General features: G+C 42.4%; 16 protein-coding genes and 1 other RNA gene. 3 read left to right on the plus strand and 14 right to left on the minus strand.

Annotated features, from left to right (window positions below; translation table 11 throughout):
• Positions 1-33: 33 nt before the first annotated feature.
• Both FM019_RS18815 and FM019_RS18820 read right to left on the minus strand, forming a co-directional pair.
• Complete coding sequence (locus FM019_RS18815; protein ID WP_221934399.1) at positions 34-1,197, minus strand: M28 family metallopeptidase; 1,164 nt, start codon at positions 1,195-1,197, stop codon at positions 34-36.
• Between the two features lie 45 nt (positions 1,198-1,242).
• Entirely contained in the window at positions 1,243-1,656 is a 414-nt protein-coding gene (locus FM019_RS18820) for an acyl-CoA thioesterase (protein WP_143837571.1), read from the minus strand.
• Positions 1,657-1,720: 64 nt separating this feature from the next.
• On the opposite strand from FM019_RS18820, the gene FM019_RS18825 reads away from it, so the two are divergent.
• A complete protein-coding gene (locus tag FM019_RS18825; RefSeq protein WP_143837573.1) occupies positions 1,721-3,970 on the plus strand; it encodes a GNAT family N-acetyltransferase in 2,250 nt (749 codons plus the stop codon).
• 127 nt (positions 3,971-4,097) lie between these two features.
• Here the strand turns inward: FM019_RS18825 and FM019_RS18830 are convergent, their stop codons facing one another.
• The 9 genes from FM019_RS18830 to FM019_RS18870 form a co-directional block, all read right to left on the minus strand.
• On the minus strand, positions 4,098-5,357 hold the full coding sequence (locus FM019_RS18830; RefSeq protein ID WP_143837574.1) for a tetratricopeptide repeat protein: 1,260 nt from the start codon (positions 5,355-5,357) through the stop codon (positions 4,098-4,100).
• The gene (locus tag FM019_RS18835) at positions 5,357-5,968 is read right to left on the minus strand and encodes an energy transducer TonB (protein ID WP_143837576.1); all 612 of its coding nucleotides are present in this window, start codon (positions 5,966-5,968) and stop codon (positions 5,357-5,359) included. The genes FM019_RS18830 and FM019_RS18835 overlap by 1 nt, the downstream gene beginning before the upstream one ends.
• Before the next feature lie 2 nt (positions 5,969-5,970).
• Entirely contained in the window at positions 5,971-6,375 is a 405-nt protein-coding gene (locus tag FM019_RS18840; protein ID WP_143837578.1) for an ExbD/TolR family protein, read from the minus strand.
• A gap of 11 nt (positions 6,376-6,386) precedes the next feature.
• Entirely contained in the window at positions 6,387-6,911 is a 525-nt protein-coding gene (locus tag FM019_RS18845; protein WP_143837580.1) for a MotA/TolQ/ExbB proton channel family protein, read from the minus strand.
• A 1-nt stretch (position 6,912) separates the two neighbouring features.
• Positions 6,913-8,265: a MotA/TolQ/ExbB proton channel family protein gene (locus FM019_RS18850; RefSeq protein ID WP_143837581.1), complete on the minus strand. Its 1,353-nt coding sequence runs from the start codon at positions 8,263-8,265 to the stop codon at positions 6,913-6,915.
• A gap of 7 nt (positions 8,266-8,272) precedes the next feature.
• A complete protein-coding gene (locus tag FM019_RS18855; protein WP_143837583.1) occupies positions 8,273-9,034 on the minus strand; it encodes a DUF3450 domain-containing protein in 762 nt (253 codons plus the stop codon).
• Positions 9,035-9,778: 744 nt separating this feature from the next.
• On the minus strand, positions 9,779-11,578 hold the full coding sequence (locus FM019_RS18860; protein ID WP_143837584.1) for a 2OG-Fe(II) oxygenase family protein: 1,800 nt from the start codon (positions 11,576-11,578) through the stop codon (positions 9,779-9,781).
• Between the two features lie 9 nt (positions 11,579-11,587).
• Positions 11,588-12,505 carry a class I SAM-dependent methyltransferase gene (locus tag FM019_RS18865; RefSeq protein ID WP_143837586.1) on the minus strand — a complete coding sequence of 306 codons (918 nt, stop codon included), beginning with the start codon at positions 12,503-12,505 and terminating at the stop codon, positions 11,588-11,590.
• Positions 12,506-12,566: 61 nt separating this feature from the next.
• Positions 12,567-15,605: a TonB-dependent receptor domain-containing protein gene (locus tag FM019_RS18870; RefSeq protein ID WP_260681673.1), complete on the minus strand. Its 3,039-nt coding sequence runs from the start codon at positions 15,603-15,605 to the stop codon at positions 12,567-12,569.
• 498 nt (positions 15,606-16,103) lie between these two features.
• On the opposite strand from FM019_RS18870, the gene FM019_RS18875 reads away from it, so the two are divergent.
• The gene (locus tag FM019_RS18875) at positions 16,104-16,385 is read left to right on the plus strand and encodes a late competence development ComFB family protein (protein WP_143837587.1); all 282 of its coding nucleotides are present in this window, start codon (positions 16,104-16,106) and stop codon (positions 16,383-16,385) included.
• 255 nt (positions 16,386-16,640) lie between these two features.
• Here the strand turns inward: FM019_RS18875 and ffs are convergent.
• Positions 16,641-16,737: signal recognition particle sRNA small type (gene ffs / locus FM019_RS18880), an RNA gene on the minus strand.
• A gap of 164 nt (positions 16,738-16,901) precedes the next feature.
• Positions 16,902-17,951, minus strand: a complete 1,050-nt coding sequence (locus tag FM019_RS18885) for a Glu/Leu/Phe/Val dehydrogenase dimerization domain-containing protein (protein ID WP_143837589.1) — start codon at positions 17,949-17,951, stop codon at positions 16,902-16,904.
• A 488-nt stretch (positions 17,952-18,439) separates the two neighbouring features.
• On the opposite strand from FM019_RS18885, the gene FM019_RS18890 reads away from it, so the two are divergent.
• Complete coding sequence (locus tag FM019_RS18890) at positions 18,440-18,907, plus strand: Lrp/AsnC family transcriptional regulator (protein WP_143837590.1); 468 nt, start codon at positions 18,440-18,442, stop codon at positions 18,905-18,907.
• A gap of 19 nt (positions 18,908-18,926) precedes the next feature.
• On the opposite strand, the gene maiA is transcribed toward FM019_RS18890, so the two are convergent.
• On the minus strand, positions 18,927-19,583 hold the full coding sequence (gene maiA, locus FM019_RS18895) for a maleylacetoacetate isomerase (protein WP_143837592.1): 657 nt from the start codon (positions 19,581-19,583) through the stop codon (positions 18,927-18,929).
• Positions 19,584-19,620: the final 37 nt, after the last annotated feature.

Below are 19,620 nucleotides of genomic sequence, written 5' to 3' on the forward strand. Positions count from 1 at the left end.
TTATTACATTTTGAATGCGTACGAATTATAAATTCACTCCGCCCCCTTTTTAAAATTTAGCCATTTATCTGCATCCAAGACTAAGCGTTCAAGCAGTTCTGTGTTCATCCGCATCTGTTTACTCACCCGGCCGGGAAACAATTCATTAAGAAGTGATAATCGATCATTATCGGTGTGCCAGATGTTACCCCATTTTTTTTCGGCATCTCGATCACAAGCGGTATTGGTTTTTTCATCAAAACAATCCCACAGTTTTGGGTGTGTCGATTGAGAATACCCGTCATACCCATCTTTGCCATTGATACTAAAGTTAGTTGTTTCAATATACGCTATGGGCACACCTGCACAGGCAAAAGGTGCATGATCAGACCAGCCGCCTGTTACACCTTCAGGGTACCCTGGATAGGCCGGATGCAACTTGTGGGCTTGGTCTTCAAATAATGTTTGCGATAATATCTGCAATGCATCGCGGACTGCAGGACTACTCGTATAGTCCCCTTGACCATCATCACACTTATAGGGTTTAGTATGCGCACTATGCACATACAAGTTGTCCCCTCCTGCGATAGTATCTAAATTGACCATAGCAATAATGGAATCTATCTCAGTCTGGGTTAGTTTAGAAACATAATGTTTAGCACCTTGTAACCCTACCTCTTCTGCCCCTAATGCCAATAATCGGATACTGTATGGGAAGGATTTATGATCTCGCAGGCGATTGGCCAATGCCAGCAATACAGCGATTCCTGCACCATTGTCTGTGGCACCTAGAGACCCTTCTCCCGTGGAGTCATAATGGGCTGCTATCACTACCCACTTATCTTGCTGGCCAGGAATATCAATCGTTAAGTTTTCAGAACGCAGGTTTGCATTTTGAGTTTTAAAAGCAAATTGCTGGCTTTTCACTGTATACCCCATTTGCAACCAGTGACGTTCAATAAAATCGGCAGTCTCCTGTTCTTGTTTAGAGCCGGCAAAACGGGCCCCTATAGCCTGTTTACTATCTACCAACAATTGCAAGTATTCGTATTCGGACATGGCTATGGCTGGGTTCAACACGAACGAAAAGTATAAGGTTACAGCAAGGGCGCGAAACCCAAGTTTTGAGCAGAAAAGGTACAACATATTTAGTACTTTAATTTGAATTTTCAACATGGTAGCAAATGCAAAAAGTGTGGTGTAACGGGTTGCGTTCAATCACCTTTTTACGGGTTCATTGGAATGACAGATTGCCATCTCAACCTAGTCCATATTTAATGTACGGATTTCATCCTTGGTCTGGTTTTCAAGCTCTTCAAGCGTTTTGCCATGGGGGATAGGTTCCCGAGTACCAGGATCAAGCTTAACAAACACAATATCATCTGCTACACAGATGGTTTTCTTGGTTGCTTTGTTGCGCACCATACAGGTAACGGTAATTGATGTCCGCCCAACTGTTTTAGTGGCTAGACCAAATTCAACAACATCGCCTTTTAATGCCGGCGATTCAAAACTGATTTCGCCAATATGTTTGGTTACCAAAACATTGGTCTCTAATTGACAGATTGCGTAAATAGCAGCTTCTTCATCAATCCATTCAAGGGCTCGACCACCGAATAGCGACCCGGCATAATTCAAGTCACCAGGCATCACTAATCGTCTGGATAGAAAGCGCATTCGTATTCCTCATATTAATTCAATACACTATGTGGTGTTAATAATACCAAGAAAGCCAGACAATATGCAGCCAATCGAACAAGTAATAAGATGGATAGAGAAGCGTAAAGCACTTTTTTGCCATCGGCAGTTGCTAGTTGTATCAGGAGACGAACAATGGGCGCATGATTCGATAGCAAAATTACTCGAGCACGCTGGGTCAAATTCTGTATTGTGGTTCGGTGATCATTATTCCCACAATATTGAAGCCACGACGAATTTCAAATCAGTTTTGGGTCAAGAATACCATTGGGTCATAGTCAATGGGTTTAGTGGTTTACGAGGCAATGCATTGATGGCACTGAGTGGTTGCGTAGCAAAACACGGTATCATGATATTACTTTGCCCGGATATGCCATCTTGGCATCGATATGATGATCCACAAATCCGTCACCGGGTGTCCTATGGTTCAACCCAAGTCGATTTTTTAAGCAGCTTTATTCAATGGCTGGTTCGTCACGTCGAAGCAGATTCAACCGTAAGCGTCTTGACGGAAAAAACGTTTACGGGAGAAATAGTAGAATATTCAAAACTATGCGCTAACGAGCCAGATAATTTTTGTGCAACCGCTGAACAAGCAGTCGTTGTGAATGACATACTTAAGCTCAACAAACGCCCTTCAGGCCATTTAGTGATTACTGCGGACAGAGGCAGAGGTAAATCAAGCGCTCTGGGAATTGCTTCTGCGTCGCTGCAGATAAATGCGACAACTCGTGTAGTGGTAACTGCCTCCCACCCTTCACAAACTGCGCGTTTATTTAGTATCTACGAAGAGATTCTTAGTCAAAACCCGTTACAAAGTTCTGATGAACATAGAATGGTTTTCATTCCTTTCGATGTACTGTTGGAAAAACAACCTAAGTTCGACATGCTATTTATCGATGAAGCTGCGTCTATTCCCAATCGAATTTTGGAACAGCTTGTTGAGGTTTACCCACGAATTATCTTTTGTACCACCGTAAATGGATATGAAGGAAGTGGAAGAGGCTTCAGTTTACGGTTCAAACCATATTTATATCATCGCTTTCCCGATACGATTTTTTTAACCATGCGAGAACCGATCCGCTGGTACCCAAATGATTGTTTGGAAAGATTTTTCAATCAAGTGTTTGCGATGGACATAAATGAAAACAGTGATATAAATCTACTCACATCAATAACGGAAGAACAGAATAAAAAGAATAACGAGACTTTTTCTCAAAACCGCGACGCGACAGTTTATCGATGTTTCAAAGGCAATGAACTGATTAACCAACCTATCATCCTCAAACAGATATTCGCGCTTCTTGTCGACGCGCATTACCAAACAACACCCGATGACTTTGTGCGAATGTTGGATGACTCCAGTCATCGTGTCCATGCCGTGTTCGAACGTAGTCCCATAGAATGTGGACACCCACTCAACACCAACAGTGGACACCCACAAAATGATAAGAGTGGACACCCACTTGCAGTAGCATTGACAGTAAGCGAAGGCGGGGACGCTCTGAATGAGCTTGCCGAACCAATAACAATGGGTAAACGGCGTGTTCCGGGCCACTTAACCGCACAGAGATTAGCGTTTGAGTATAGTGACCCGAAGCTAGCAACTTTAAATTACTTACGTATTGTAAGGATTGCAGTAATGCCAAGTGCGCGAAGGCAATCACTAGGAAGCAATTTGCTAAACCAAATAGAACTGCAAGCATTAGAAAAAAACTTCAGTGCTGTTTCAACTTCTTTTGGCATCACCAAAGAGCTTTTACCTTTTTGGCAAAACAATGGATATTTGTTAGCCAAAATGGGAATTAAAAAGGATGCGTCAAGCGGGGAATTCAGCGCAATAATGATCAAACCCTTGTTACAAAAGCTGAAACAAGATATCTCGATTATGAATCAAACAGCACTGGCCAATATTCGTTATCAACAAGATTTTAGGTTGAAAGAGTTGCCCGCTGAATTGTTAAATCAACTACTTTTAAGGGAAGAAGAAGCAACAATTCCCGAGTTAATCGAGCAACGGGTAACAAGTGTAATTGACATATATGCGCAGGGAAATAGACCATTATCGAACAGTGAATGGTACTTGTCAGTTTGGTTGCGTTTCCCTAATACATATTGGGATAACAAGGTATTAAAGACAGATGTGGGGCAAGATGCCTTTTCCTTTTTATCTAAACTGGTTATTAAGAAGTGGACACTTCCCCAACTTAAAAATGAATTTAGACTGACTGGAAAAAAAGATATTGAAGCGCATGCTAGGCGCTGTCTCAATATTCTGCGCCAATCAGTATAAAAAACACTGTTGCGAGTCGCCGCAATAGGAAATTTATTGAGATCGTTTGCAGAAACTCATAACAAAGACGACAGATCTATACAAATAAAAAAGGCTCCAGAGAGGAGCCTTCGATAGTAAACAGTGTTTAGACTTTTATTCCGCGATTCTTCGCTTTCTCTTTAATGTATGGTTCCCACGCTCTTGCGGTTCTCTCAACATTCTTGTCCTTTTTCGCTTCACGAACATGGACCATAGCTTGTCGGAAATTACCGGTATAGATGTGTGCTTCCATCATTGCGATATGAATTCGGCCTTTTTGATCTGCACCTTTGTCCAAAGCTTTTTGTAGCGCATTCAATGCACCTTTATAGTCTTCGGCAGCATGCAATAGAATACCTTGTTTACGATAGTAATCAGGATCTTCTTTTTCCTGAGCAGCTTGCGCGTAATACCCTGCAGCTTTTTTGTACTCTCGAGCTTGATGCCAAGAATTTGCTAAGTTAGCTAAGCTCTTGTCATCTTTCTCAATCAAGCCTTCTTTTATGTATTTCTCCATAATGACAGCCGCTTTGTACGGAATATCATTCGTTGCATACAATTGGGCAAGCGCCTTGATTTCAGATTTTTTGCTCAAAAACCCTTGGTTATAAGCAATTTCAAACGTAGAAAGAGCCTTTTTATAGTCCTCGACCAACATGTAGAAGAAGCCAAGTTGAGACCACCACTGTTTGTTGTCAGGGAAGATACGAACCAATTCTTCAGCTACAGCAACCGTCTGAGGATACATTTTACGCTCATAGAACGATTGCAACTTCAACACATAAGGGTTCTTGTTAGGCTTTTCGTACAAGGCTATTGCTTTGTCTGAAGGCTCAACCATTTTTGGAAGCTGTTTAAGTTCATAATAAGCCTGAGCCATACGAGTGAATACGTCTGGGTCTTGCTTACAGGTAAATGTCATCCACCTTTCATAATACTCAATGGCTTGGTCATACTTCTTCTCTTGCATGCTCAAGTCAGCAACCAAGCGGACGGTACCAGCATGTTCGGAATCATTCAAAGCTTTAGGGTTTACGGAGCCCTTAAGATATTGAAGCGCCTTGTCGCCTTGCCCATCCTGACCTGCCAGCATTTTACCAATAAAATTATCAGTGAAAGCACGGTCATATGTTTGTTTGGTATCAATCTCATAAAGCAATTCAAGCGCTTCACTGATCAAATCATTGTTATACGCTTCAAGGGCTTTTTGAATTTTCTTACCCGCACGCTCACCAATAATATTGGTGGTACCGCGCTTGTAATCTGGACAAACCACGGGAGAAGATTGGGCTGCCGCATAATTTGATACCAGTGCAGCAGCGCTCAACGTTGCAATTGCAGTAATATTTTTGACAAATTTTTTCATTAGCCTTGATCCAATTTAAAGTCCAACTGTACCTTCATATTGAACTGTTTCTCGGGTTTACCATCAACGATTTTTGGTTTGTATTTCCATTTACGCAAAGCGCGTTTTGCTTCACGGTCAAAAATACGTTTAGGTTCTGCTTGTATGACTTCTACATCATCCACACCACCGACTTCATTGATTGTAAATGAAAGTATTACGTACCCTTCTTTACCGTCACGTGCTGCTTGCACAGGGTATTTAGGCTCAATACGAACGATAGGTGTGGCTTCACCGTCACGTTGCATGTTGCCAACACCACCAATATCAATTGATGCTCCGCCTACGTCTACTGCTGGCATATTGAAGCTAACACCATCGGCACTGGCGTCTTCCACATCAGGTTCAACCGGTTGAATCTTAGGCGGTTGTTGAGGTGGAGGCGGAGGTGGGGGTGGAACACGTTGACGTGTTTGAGTGTTTTCATCAGGGTCATTCATGACAATATCAATAACTGGCGCGTCGGGTACTTCACTCGCTGGACGCGAAGAGTTAGCTACCAACTTAGCCATGACCACAAATAGTGCAAATGCGATTGCGGCACCAAGCAAAATAGAAATAATTACTCTCATGTCTATGAAGCTCCTTTAGCCGCAACAGAAATTTGATCAACACCTGCCGCTTTGATTTGATCCATTACCTTGACGACAATACCATGTTCGGCTTTTTCGTCAGCTTGGATAATAACCACATCAGAGGGCTGCTCTGCCAAAAGCTTCTCAAGGTTCGCCTGAATCGACTCTACCTTAATCTCTCTTTTATCCATCCAAATAGCACCGTCTTCAGTGATTGCAATGAATATGTTTGCATTTTTTGGCAAAAACGCCTGGCTGGCGCCGGGTTTATTTATTTGTATCCCTGCTTCTTTAACAAAAACAGTGGTTACAATGAAGAAGATAAGCATGATAAACACGATATCCAGCATCGGTGTCATGTCTATCGCTGCATCTTCCTCTGGTACACGTTCTTTACGAGCCATAAACTTCTCTCTTAATGGTGAGGAAGGCTGTCTACCAGCTTCTCTTTAGCGATTTTAACTTTCGCTTCCAGACGTGAACTGAAGAACACGCCAGACAAAGCAGCGACCATTCCAGCCATAGTTGGAATTGTTGCCATAGAGATACCAGCAGCCATCAGGCGTGCATTACCAGTACCTTGTGTCGCCATAGTTTCAAATACATTAATCATGCCCCAAACAGTGCCGAGTAAACCAATCAGCGGACACATTGCCACCAAGGTTTTAATCAATAAGATATTGGTACTCAACTTGTCTGACGCTTGTGAAATCCAAGCATCACGGATTCTATGCGCATACCATGAGGTTGTATCACTTCGAGCATCCCAATCGCCGATGATGTCTTTTCTCATCTTAGGATAAACCGAAGTTAAAAACCAAAAGCGCTCAATCATTAATACCCACATTAAGAAGAGCGCCATGGCGACGAGGTAAAGTACCCCACCGCCGGTCGCGATAAATTCCCTGACCGATTCCCATAATCCAATCAGGTCATACATATTAAGCTTTCTCCGACTCTGAATGAGCTGCTACGATTCCAGCAGTTTGCTCATCGAGTATGTGAACGATTGATTTGCTGCGTCCCGCTACGATGCTGTGCATCAAAATAAGCGGTAGTGCTGCGATAATACCTTGAGCAGTGGTTACCAATGCCATGGAGATACTACCCGCCATCAATCTAGGGTCCCCTGTACCAAACAACGTAATTTGTTGGAAGGTTGCGATCATGCCCAGTACTGTACCTAGTAGGCCTAGTAACGGAGCAATGGCTGCAAAAATCTTGATGATGTTAATACCGCTTTCTATAGAAGGTAGCTCTTTCAAAATGGCTTCATCAAGCTTTAACTCTAGGTTCTCAGTGTCTGTACCTTTGTTATCGTTGTAAACTCTTAGTACACGACCTAAGGGGTTAGAATCTGAAGGCGAACCAGGGTTATTTAGTTGAGCACGCATTTTGCCGCTGATTAACGTCAAGGTGATGATCTTGTATAAACCAATTAATAAACCAATAGCCAACATGACCGTGATGGTGTAACCAACTGCACCACCTGCATGGTAACGCTCTTCCCAAGTCGCTTTCTGCTTAAGAAGGCCAAGGATTGCGCCGCTTGATGGGTCGACAAACGTTGGTATTACACCTGAATTACTAGCAAATAATTCTCTGGCAGTTTCGGCTTGATACGCATCAGGCTGACGGCCCAGAGGCTGAACGATTTCTTCTTGATCATCGTAAACCAGGTATCCAATTTCACCAACCAGGTTAAACGTCCCTACACGAACAATCTCTTGCTGTGAAGAACCACCTTCAAGGTTAATAACTTCAGTATTGAAACGAGATATTTTGCCCGACTCAGTCATTTCAGTTTGCAGAGCAATCCACATATCTTCCAACTCACGGATATTTGGAAGACCTTCAGATTCTTCTGACATACGTCTTAAGAAGGCGGCACGGCCTGGGAACTGAGCACTTACAATAGAAGTCGCTATGCGGCCATAAGATTCAGAAGCTGCCTGACGAACAACACCAAACATCTCACCTAGGTCACCGGTGGCTAGGTCTAGCTCAGTGGATTTTTCTGTTAAGGTGACTTCATTGTCAGCAAACTGTTTTGCCAGACGCTCACCACGCTCTTCTTCTGCGCGAAGGTTGGCGCGAGCCGTTCTTAGAAGAGCTTGTTTGTCTGCGCGAGCAGATTGAAATTCAGCCTCTCGTTGTGAGTTAAGACGTGCTTCTGATACACGATTGTTTTTCACTTCTTCTAGAAGTTGATCGAGCGTTGTTTGCGCAGAAGCACCTGATGCAAAAACGGTTACTGCCGCTGCAGCCAATACGGATTTAAATGTAAGTTTCATTTTCTAATTACTCCGCAGCAGGAATGGGTAGTTTAACTAGGTTAGCTGGCAATTGTTTTCTTGCCATACGAACTGCTTCGATACTTGATTCCAAGTAAGAACCATCCAGTTCAACCCAAGAACGATTGCCGTTATCCCACATCCAGGCATTTTTCTGGTCTAGAGATAGTGCAATCAACGCTGTGCGTCCCAAATTGAAGAAGTCCACGGTAATATCGGTACCGTTATAGTTCATGTTACCTTGGTAAGCATCGATTTTTGAGCCGTAATCAAGTTCGATTTGGTACGCTTCGATAACTTGGCGGAAACGCTCAGAAACGGTGACGTTTGAGTTACCCATTACATCACGAAGACGCTCAATACGGGCGTTTCGTTCTGCCAACTTGATAGGAACATCCGCAGCAATAAATTTCTCAAGGCTGTCAATCATACGAAACAATAAGGGTACGATGCCGCGCTTGGTCTCATCAATCTGGTCGATTTGACGCTGTAGCGAATCAATCCCGCGTTGCTGGTCAGCAACCAGTGTAGCAACGTAATCGTTGTACACTTTCAGGTTTTCGGTTTCATCAACGACTTGACGATACTCTGCAAGCAGTTCTTGTGATTGTTCATAGAGATTGTTGATTTTCTCTTGGGATTTTGCTGCAGCTACGTGAATTCTACCTTCTTCTTTATGAAGGTCATTAAGTGTATCTGCAGAGACAGCACTGCTACCCAGTACGAAAGCACCAATCACGGTAGAGGCAATAAGGGTTCTCTTGCTCATTTTGGACATAGTTCCCAACCAATTTTCTTGTTTTGAATCCTAGCCTAGGTGAAAAGTTCCCTGGCAAGGGGCTATAAACTTTTTTATATAAGGAGTTTAGCTTCAATCCGATGACGGAAAAAGCTATTACGCACGAATGGTCACATGGATGCAATCAAATTGTCAAGGTGCGCCATTGAGCATAATTAACAATTAATTAAAGTAGTGTAGACCTTTACACGACATTTTGATTACATTTTACGCAGCAATATGACGAAAATTTTCGTAATTTAGTCGCATTCTTATCGTATAAATAGTATTTCAGCGCAAAAAGCGTCCGCTGAAGCGTAAACATTAACGCTTAAACGATTAACTCATCTTACCAGAAATATTTTGAATTTTTTTCACCTGGCCGATCCAAATTTTTACCCTGCTCGACATTTAACTCGGTTGTTCGTTAATAATGTTACGGTAGAAATTATCCAAACAACATCGTTTTCAATGTAAAAAGAAGTGACTACAAAGGTGATTAAATTAATTGACCCCAATCCTGGATAAGAAATGTCGGTGTAGCTATGTTTTAAGCTTAATCAATAGGATAATAGTAGCATCATTTTGATATCGGTCTTTTGTAGGTAAGCGCCGTGTTTTATTCACCTATCAAGTCAAAAGTTATGTTGTCTAGAAGCTCTAAACGCATAACGAACAAAGAAGATAAGGGGATAAATAGCAATGCTCACAGGCGTTGCTAATCCGGGATTGAGGTTAATTATTTTTAATCACGTCAAATGCAACGGTTGTGCGATTTTGTGCAGATTCAAAAGCCGTTGTTGAATGCCACATATACGAGCGAAACAACACTAACTTACCAATCGATGGTTGTATCTTGCGCACTGCCCCCAGTTCTGGCGATGTCTTAATATTCGGTTTCCCAAGACAAAACCAACCTTGCTTTGTCTCACAGTCTTCAGTTATTGAAGGCAATGACACATAAAATGCTGAACTTAACCACCCCATCGGATGAATGTGAGACGTATGGAAACCTTTATCTTGTAATTGCACCGACCAAGACCCAGAAAACTCAAACTCTTGTGAACTTTTACACGAATCGACGTATTCAAAAGAAGCCGAGATTTCAATAAATTTGGCAATGCATTTACGTAATTCAATTTCTAACGCTTGAACGAGCGGATTGAGGTTATCAAAAAGATTTCCTCGTGTTTGGGTACCGCCGGTAAGTGTTTGCTCTAGAGGTTGATTAGTCCCGGTGTGTAGTTCCGTTAAATATTGGTTTAGCTGCTGACAAAATTCGTCAACTGAATTAAAACCAGGTGGAATATCAATTTCAAATTCCCCCACCAGATTTTCGTAATCGTTTAGCAAGTGCTCTCTAGGATCGCTATTGAGACGCCAGCAAATCCCTAACAAAGACCAGGCAAACTGATCATTTGTGTCTTTACCAACAACTTCTTCAAGTAATTTTTGTGCCCTATTAACTTGTCGAGCTTCAATCAATGCTTGCGCAAAATTGAGTAGCACGTCTCGGTCAGAATCGTTTTGTTCAATCGCCGTTTGGTAGTGAGCCAAACATCTATCGATGTTACCTAAACCTTTTTCAGCTCTGGCGGACAAGTCCCAAAACTCAGAAGAAACTCTCAATTCGGGTTCAACTTCTTCTAGCAAGGCTAAGCAAATATCATAATTGCTTGTTCGTAACAGGCTTTGGCAATAGGCAAACTTGAGGGGCATATTGCGAGGTTCTAACGGAATAGCTTGCAAATAAGAGGCTAAAAAACGCTGCTTTTGCCCTGTTTCCCAAAGCAATTCATTTAAATTTATATGCGAGTGGATATAGCCTGGGTTCAGCTCAATCGATTTTTCGTAATAGCTGATGGCTGCGTCTAAGCGACCTAAATCCGATAATGCATTACCCATATTGTGGAATAATTGGAATGTTGACACGCCTTGAGCTTGAACTTTCTCATATAACCCCAACGCTTGTAGAGGCTCACCTTTTTGTCGCAATGCTAAAGCTATTCCGTGTATATATTCAGGCGTGTTAGGTTGGCTCACCAACAAGGATTGAAATATCTGGATGGATTCGTCGTATCGCTGCATCGTTGTAAGTAGGTCGGCCTTTTTGGAATCAAAGTAATGATTTTGGCCCGTCGCTGATACTGCTTCTTCACAAAGCTTTAACGCTTTATCAAATAGCTTGGCCTCCGTTAAGAGGCGCAATAAATACTGATATGCTTGGATATTTTTCGGTTGAATGGAAAGTACTCTTCGATAAATGTGTTCGGCTTTTTCTATCTGACCATCACGTTTACATGCTATAGCGAGATTAAGCATGACCTGCGGTTGATCATTTTTCTGTTCGAGAGAACGTTCCATTAAACTGATTGCGAGAGGGAAGTTTTCTTTAGCTGCGTGCAAAGAACCTAATAATTGCAATCCATTTACGTCGTTGGGATATTTTTGCAAAAACTGTTCATACAATGATTGAGCGTTGTCAAAGTCACCGGCCTGATGAAATTTTAGCGCCTGTTGTAACAATATAGACATAGTTGTTGTTTAAGGTTTGGTATATTCAAAATGCCAAGCAACGGGCAATTCGTGTCCGCTTAGCGTAAACGAACTAAATTTTGGTTCCCCTGCATAGTTAGCGGCAACCTGATCACAAACGTCAATCATTTGCTGTTCACTCAGGGCTGCATTACGCATATCGGTCAATCTAAGAATTGCGGTTGAAACCTCATCGGACATCGCATCTAACCAACCGATAATATCTTCTTTGGCATAGGCCTGTCGATTCATGAAAAGTTGTTTAAAACCATTATATAAATGAACGTGAACACCACTAGTCGCAACAGCAACCTTTTTTGCTAGTTCAGGCTCCACAGAGGTAAATTCGTTCATCGCTTGTGTGATGAGGTTCTCTTTAGCCGCATAAAATGCGTTGGTTACCTTTTTCGCAATTGGAATAAAGTTTAAAGCTTCTACTAGTTTGGCACCTTCTAATTCTTGTTTATTCTTGCTATCGATAAACCCATCTTGAAAATGACAAAGTACAACAAGTGTCTTTTCGGGTTTTAGCACTCTCGTTGCCTCAACAAACGCACTTAATCCGGCATATTCAATTCCGAATTGACTCACAACACCATCAAACATGTTGTCTTCATAAGGTAGATCATTGGCAGAGCACACTTTAATGCTTACGTCGGGCATGCGTTTGACAAGCTGCTCCAATGCACTTTGCGAATAATCCGCGGCAAATAAGTCAAAGTTAGCAGCATTTTCTAAATCCGCATAAATTGAACCAGCACCACATGCCAGATCAACAATACGTGAAGCCGCTGGCAAATTATCCAGCTTCGAGCGCCAAAAATCGCGCAAACCTTGATGTTTATTGCCATCTTTGTTTACAAATACTTCGCCCTTGGCACTCTCTTTTTGCCAATACTGAGACCAGTTTTCTTTTTCTTTATTCATTTACGACCTTCCAATAAAAAAGGTGAGCCTAAGCTCACCTTTTTTCAGTTTTAACTACTACTTAGAAGCTTGCAGTGAAGTTCACGTAGTAAGTACGACCAAATACGTCATAAGTAGCTGGGTATGTGTTTGACTGCTCGTCGTTAGCACCAAGGATAGGTGGCTTTTTGTCGAACAAGTTGTCAATACCAGCAGTTACGCGGTAGTTGTCGTTGATGTAATAGGTAGCAGATGCATCAAAGTAGCTGAAACCGTCGATACGTTCAACTGTGTACTCAGCACCGTCGTCGTCGTCATTAGTTTCGCCTACGAAGCGCCACAATAACTGTGCAACGAATTCGTCAGCAGAGTACTTGAATGTCATGCGGTGCTTATACTCTGGCGTAGGTTCGCCACAGTTTTGACCGAATTTACCCGCACACTCTAGAATCTCGCCTGCAGCAAATGACTGGAAGCTAGCTTCTTCAGTGTAAGTACCCAAGTAATCGATATCTAGAGTACCTTCACCTAGCTCCATTTGGTAGCTAGCGATCAAGTCATAACCAGACAAGTTAGTTGATGCAGCGTTTTGCGATGTATCAGAAACGAAGTCGATAGTACCGTCAGAACGACGATTAACTAGGTTACAGAACAACGAACCTACACCACCTTCTGGTCTGTTATAACAAGTATCCAAGATATTGTTAGTACCGATACCAGAGATAGCGTCTTCGATTTCAATTTCGAAGTAATCTAAGCTGAATGTGAAGCCTTCCATTGGTTCTGCAACAAAACCAATAGTCAATGTTTCAGCTTTCTCTTCTTTCAGATTTGGATCACCACCGCCAATTGAACGAACCTGACCAGATGCAGGGTCAATTGCGTCACTGAAAACTGCATTAGCAGGTACGCCAGTTGCGATACATAGGTTACGCAACGCGTCACCAGCACCAGCAGGAGCACCGCTTTCAGAACATGGATCTAGTGCACCAGGGAAGCCTTCGCCTTGTGGCGCGAACAATTCACCGATGTTAGGAGCACGTACCGCAGTGTTGAAACCTACGCGGAAACGTAGTTCATCAACTGGTGCCCAAGAACCGGCAATTTTATAACTTTCTACTTGACCAGCAGTAGAGTAGTCAGCAGAACGGTAAGCTAGTTCTACGTCAAGAGTCTCTGCAAACTCAACACCATCTAGAATTGGCAAGTAAGTTTCGATGTAGTACTCAGATACACTGTATTGACCAGCTAGAGGTGGAGCACCGTTAAAGCCAGCGATTGTGCCTGCAGCCAAATCTTGAGAAGGCAAGAATTCAAAAGCTTCTTCTCTGTGCTCGTAACCTACCGCGATACCAACTGGGCCACCAGGTAGTTCAAACATATCTTCTGTGTCACCCGCTAAGGTTACAGCAAATAGTTTTTGGTCGAATACAGCAGTTGAAGCAACAGCAGTTCTCAAGAATGCAGCAGCATCTTCAGAAATGTTACCTTCACCGAAGATATTCAAAGGAGCACAACCAACTGTTGCACCATTTGAAGATGTGTCAGAACAAGTAGGTTGTCCATCAGCACCAACGATTACGTTACCACCTTCAGAAGCAAGCAACATTGCTTGGTCAAAACGGTCACGGTTTACGTTACCAAGTTGAGCAGTTGTGTTGTTTACTTTACCAGTTTGGTAGTAAGCATCGTAGGTCCAGCTAGATTCACCGATTGCACCACGCACACCGATTTGCATTTGGTAAGAGTTGAATGCGTCTTCAGAACGACGGAACCCAACTTCTTCTAGACGACGACGTAACAATGCACGAGCGTTGTCTGCAATGCCGTCACCATCTGTATCGACGATAGCAGTTGTATCGTTCCAACCTTGAACATTGTCTGAACCAGCAGTTGAATCAAAGATACAGTTCAAACATACGTTACCAGATGTGTTGATACCGTCAGCATTGATAGCAGTTGGGTCGTTAAAGTTATTTGGATCAAGGATTTTCGCTTCACGAACACCGATACCAACATAATCTGTGTTGTTACCACTTAGGAATTCTTGAGACTCAGCCGTTAGGAACGGGTTGTTGTCTAGCGAGAAAGTTGAAGTTTGGAAAATTGGCGTAGGAGCCAACTGTTGAGGTACACGGCTATCTGTGAACATTGCACGGCCGTAGAACTCAAGATTTTCGTTTGCTTCATAGCTACCTAGAGCAGTAATTTGGTGACGCTCTTGAGGAAGTTGAATGTAGTTAACTGGTGCATAGTTATAGAAATCGTTAACGTCGCCGCCAGTAACGAACTGACGTAGGTCACCGTTCTGTTCGAAGATAACACCATTTGGTAGGCCACCATTGAAGATACCTGCCTGAGGAACACCTGAAGAACCGCCTGGCTCTAGGCCAGAGTTGTCAGCGTTATCAAACAATGCTGTTTCAGCAAAGCTACGATCGCCTTGGAACAATTCGTCACGGTCTGTGTAGCTCAAGTTAAATACAACGTTACCTTTACCGTCAGCGAAGTTACCACCGATTGTGAAGTCAGCGCTCCAGATAGCAGCGTCGTTTTCGTCAGTTACTTCGTAACCAACACTTGTTTGAACGCCTTCAAAGTCATCTTTAAGGATGAAGTTGATTACACCTGCAACAGCGTCAGAACCGTATACTGCTGATGCACCACCAGTTAGTACTTCAACGTCTTGAATTAGTGCTGTAGGAATACTGTTGATATCAACTGTACCACCAGAAGTAGTAGGAACAGCACGCGTACCATTGATTAGAACCAACGTACGGTTAGTACCTAGACCACGAAGGTCAACAGTTGCTGTACCGTTACCAGGGTTGTTAGATGTACGGTCTAGACCGGGAACAACCTGAGGTAGAGTGTTTAGTAGCGACTCAGTGTTAACTGTCGCTGTCAAAGCAAACTGCTCTTGACCGATAGTTGCAACTGGTGCGTTAGAAACGAAATCAGCTTTACGGATACGAGAACCTGTTACGGCAATCTTTTCTACTGACTCTTCAGCAGCTGCTTCTTGAGCAACAGCAGCGTTAGAGGCAACCATAGCTGTTGACGCAGCGCCAAAAGCCATAGCTAGGCGAATTGACTTCGCCAACTTGGAATTTGTAAACATGTATGTCTCCCTGGACCACTATTAAATAGTGTGAGTTTTTGCCGCTTTTGCGACTTTTTATTAGTAAGGTAGTGAACCTCGCGACAGATAATAAACACATAGTGATGCTCTGGTCAACTGGTTGTATCAGTGTATTTCAGGAAAGTTCAAATTATTTTTAGTCGATTTTCACTCAGTTGAGTAAGCATTTGTTTACGGTTGAAAAATTTTGAATTTTTTTTGGATTTCACTAACTTGTTATTTTTCAAAAAATTAATGTAACAAATTGGAAATACTTTCTACGTAGAACTTCGTAGGTTGTTTTTAGGCAATCTCTGACGGTTCAAACTTTAGTATAAGTCATAGTAAATTCGCAAAATTCATCCAATCAAAATGTCATTTAGCTGGCTAGCATGAATAAATCGGGATTCTACGATTCACAGTTTAAGAATAGCCGCTTGGTAATTTTTGCCGTTTCTACTACTCTAGTGTTTTCTAACAATAATAAAGAATTGCGCAATGAAATTAGACGACGATATTCACAATTATTATGAACATTTAATTCTAGAAAGAATTGAAAAGTTGGATCTCAATGCTAGTAAAAGCAATGACTATATTGCAGATTTGTGTTGCTTGGCGTTAAACCAGGTGCCGCCTCGTTATATTCGATATGAAGTCGACATGTCATTTTATCTGCCACAAAGTGAACGGCAACAAATGGAAATGAATGTGGAAAACGCGATCTCTAAAGCCATGCGGTTTTTAGATGAACCGAAAGGGAAAAAGCCAAAGAGTAAATAACCCCAATTCTGGATAAGAAATGTCGGAATAGCTTAGTTTTTAAAGCTTTATCAATAAAATAGAAGCTATCGTCATTTTGATATTGGTTTTTAATAGGTAAGTGCCGTGATTTATTACCTTATCAAGGCGAGAATTATGTTGTCTAGTCGCTCTAAACGCATAATGAACAACGATGATAGGGGGATAAATAGCGGTGCTTACAGGCGTTGCTTATCCGGGATTGGGGTTAAATAGATGAGAGAGGGTTGGGTGGCGGTCCTCCAGCCACATTCCGGCACATGAGTCGTCTGCTGCGGCTGCTCCCTTCCAGGCCTGACCGGGTTCACAGAGTATCATTGCGGAAGGACCAAAAGACCACCATTGAAACCGTCGAAACGTTGCTCAAGCAACGATTCGGCGCGCATTATGACCAATGACTGCAATATATGCAAGGAGCTTCGAGCTGAAAAAAGCCTTTCGCTTAAAGAACAGGCAGTTTTCGATTTCGTCTTTATTTTCAACTAAATTGTTCTGGCTTTATTTCTTAAAGCGCTCTTCTGCAATTTTGTTGGATACCACATTCGTTGGCAACCCTTGTTGAGAAGATCGGTTATATATTTCCGTCAAATTGTCAGCGATACCTTCTATATGGCTTCTCATTGCCTGAGCGGTGCTTAAGATGCGTTGATGATAGATATCAATCACCCCGCCAGCGTTTATGACATAGTCAGGAGCATAGAGCACACCCTTTTGCCTTAACACTTCACCCAAAGACTCTTCAGCTAATTGATTGTTGGCTGCACCAGCAATGACTTTCGCTTTGATTCTGCGAATTGTGTCTTGATTGACCGATGCGCCCATTGCGCAAGGTGCATAAACATCAACATCCAAATCAAATATTTCATCTGGGTGCACTGCGGTTGCACCAAATTCCTCAACGGCCTTCTCCACCCCTTGAGGGTAAATATCTGTTACAATGAGTTCCGCCCCATGCTCATGTAGGTGTTTCGCCAAGCGGAATCCAACGTGCCCCAATCCCTGGACAGCGACTCTTACACCTTTTAAGTCTGTTTTTAGCGCATACTCCACGCTAGCTCGCAATCCAACGAAAACACCGTAAGCAGTAGAAGGTGCCGGATTTCCATCAGCTTCTCCTCCATCATAGCGATATTTTGCACTTATCCCAGACACGTGTTGGGTATTTTGTGCCATGAGCTGAATGTCACTGACCGCGATTCCTGAGTCTTCGGCTGTAATGTAACGGCCACCAACTTGTTCAACAAATCGTCCCATCGCCTGCATCATTTCCGGCGTTTTATGTAATCGAGGATCTCCCAGAATAACGGATTTTCCGCCACCGAGCTTTAGTTCCGCCATAGCAGCTTTATAGGTCATTCCTCTTGACAGTCTAAGCACATCATTTAGTGCCTCTTCGCTATTAGCATATGGCCACATTCTGCAGCCGCCTAAGGACGGTCCCAAATTTGTGTTATGCACAGCGATAATCGCCTTGAGCCCTGATGCTTTGTCGCTAAAAAAAGCAACTTGCTCATGATTATCAAATTCTTTGTGATCAAACACCGACATGCAGGTACCTATTTTATTGGTTATTGTTTTGCACAATAGTAGCCCATGGGCACGAGGACAAGTGTTGCTAACTTTTTGGTCAGAGAATAGAAAGTGCAAACCCGTAACGCTAGTTTTCTAACAAGTAGGATAAATATCCTAGAGCGTGTTTATCTTTGTTGTGTGAAATTTGTTCTGGTGATAAGTGCTTTGATCGCGGCGCGGGTTCGCAGTCCTAGTGGTTCTGCGCCAAGAATGCGCAACATAGAGCAGGACGCATATAAACTGAACCCAAGGGGCAGCGTTTGAGCGGCATTTGTTCAGCTTTATCGCTCATTCATGCAGAGCAACTACATAACAATCGCAATGCATTGCTCAAATTCCACTCCATGCGCTGCAAAATCTTACAACAAAGATAATCACGCTCTAGTTTTATTGGTTGAAAAAGATGAAGTTTTTGCGCATGCTGCACAAAATGGTATGAGCCTAACTTTTAACAAAGAAAATATATGAAATTTGACAAGTTTGATCGCGAGATCCTTCGTGTACTACAAAAAGATGCAACGGTTTCTATGGCTGAGCTTAGCCAGAAAGTTGGATTGTCTCATACCCCTTGTTGGCGTCGTGTTAAGCGCATGGAAGCCGAAGGGATCATCAAACAAAAAGTTACATTGCTGGACAACAAAAAGCTCAATTTGGGCGTATCAGTATTTATTTATGTAACGTTGAAAAACCATGACGGTGATTCTCTCAACGATTTTGAGGACTCAGTTCAGAATATTGATGAAATTGTAGAATGCCACACGACCAGCGGCGATAAAGATTATTTATTAAAAGTAATAGTCGAAAGTATTGAAGAGTACGAGCATTTGCTAAAAAGTAAACTGACGCATTTGCCACTGGTCGACCATCTCAGCTCAACCTTCGCTTTGAAACAGGTAAAAAACACCACCGAGTTGCCAATTAAAAGCCAATAGTAGGGCATCTGCCCTACCTTTAAGAAACTGCGTCTATTTGATTTTCGGGTTTGGCCTGAATAAACGCTGGTAATTCATTGCAATTTTGGGCAACGCGCTGGATGGTAGGATATTGTCCCATATCAACGTCAAATCGCTCTGCATTGTAAACTTGAGGGATCAAAAAAATGTCTGCAAGCGTTAAGTCAAAACCAAAACAATAATCCGTGGCACTATTGCGTATGCGCCTTTCAATTGCAGTAAATCCTTTTTCAATCCAATGTTTACACCACTGATTACGTTGTTCAGGCAAAGCATCAAACTCTTGGGATAATTGATTTAACACTCGTAAATTTGCGACAGGTTGAATATCGCAAGCAATATCCTGGGTTAGAGCTCTGACTCTGGCCCGATCAATTCTATGACTGGGTAGTAGTTTAACTGGTTCTTCATATCGCTCATCCAAGTATTCAATAATTGCCATCGATTGGTTGAGAAAAATATCAGCGTCGTCATTGATAAAGGTTGGGACTAATTGAGCCGGATTGAGTGATGTATAACTATCGCTAAATTGCTGTCCACCATCTTTCGCTAAGTGCACAGGTACGTAATTGTATTCAAGTTCTTTTAGATTTAAGGCTATCCGTACCCTGTAGGTAGCAGAAGAACGCCAATAACCATGTAAATGCAAACTCATAGAAACTACTCCAACTTATTTATTCAAGAAAATGCTA

Origin of the sequence: Aliiglaciecola sp. M165 (genome assembly GCF_007197995.1) — a bacterium.
GTDB lineage: Bacteria > Pseudomonadota > Gammaproteobacteria > Enterobacterales > Alteromonadaceae > Aliiglaciecola.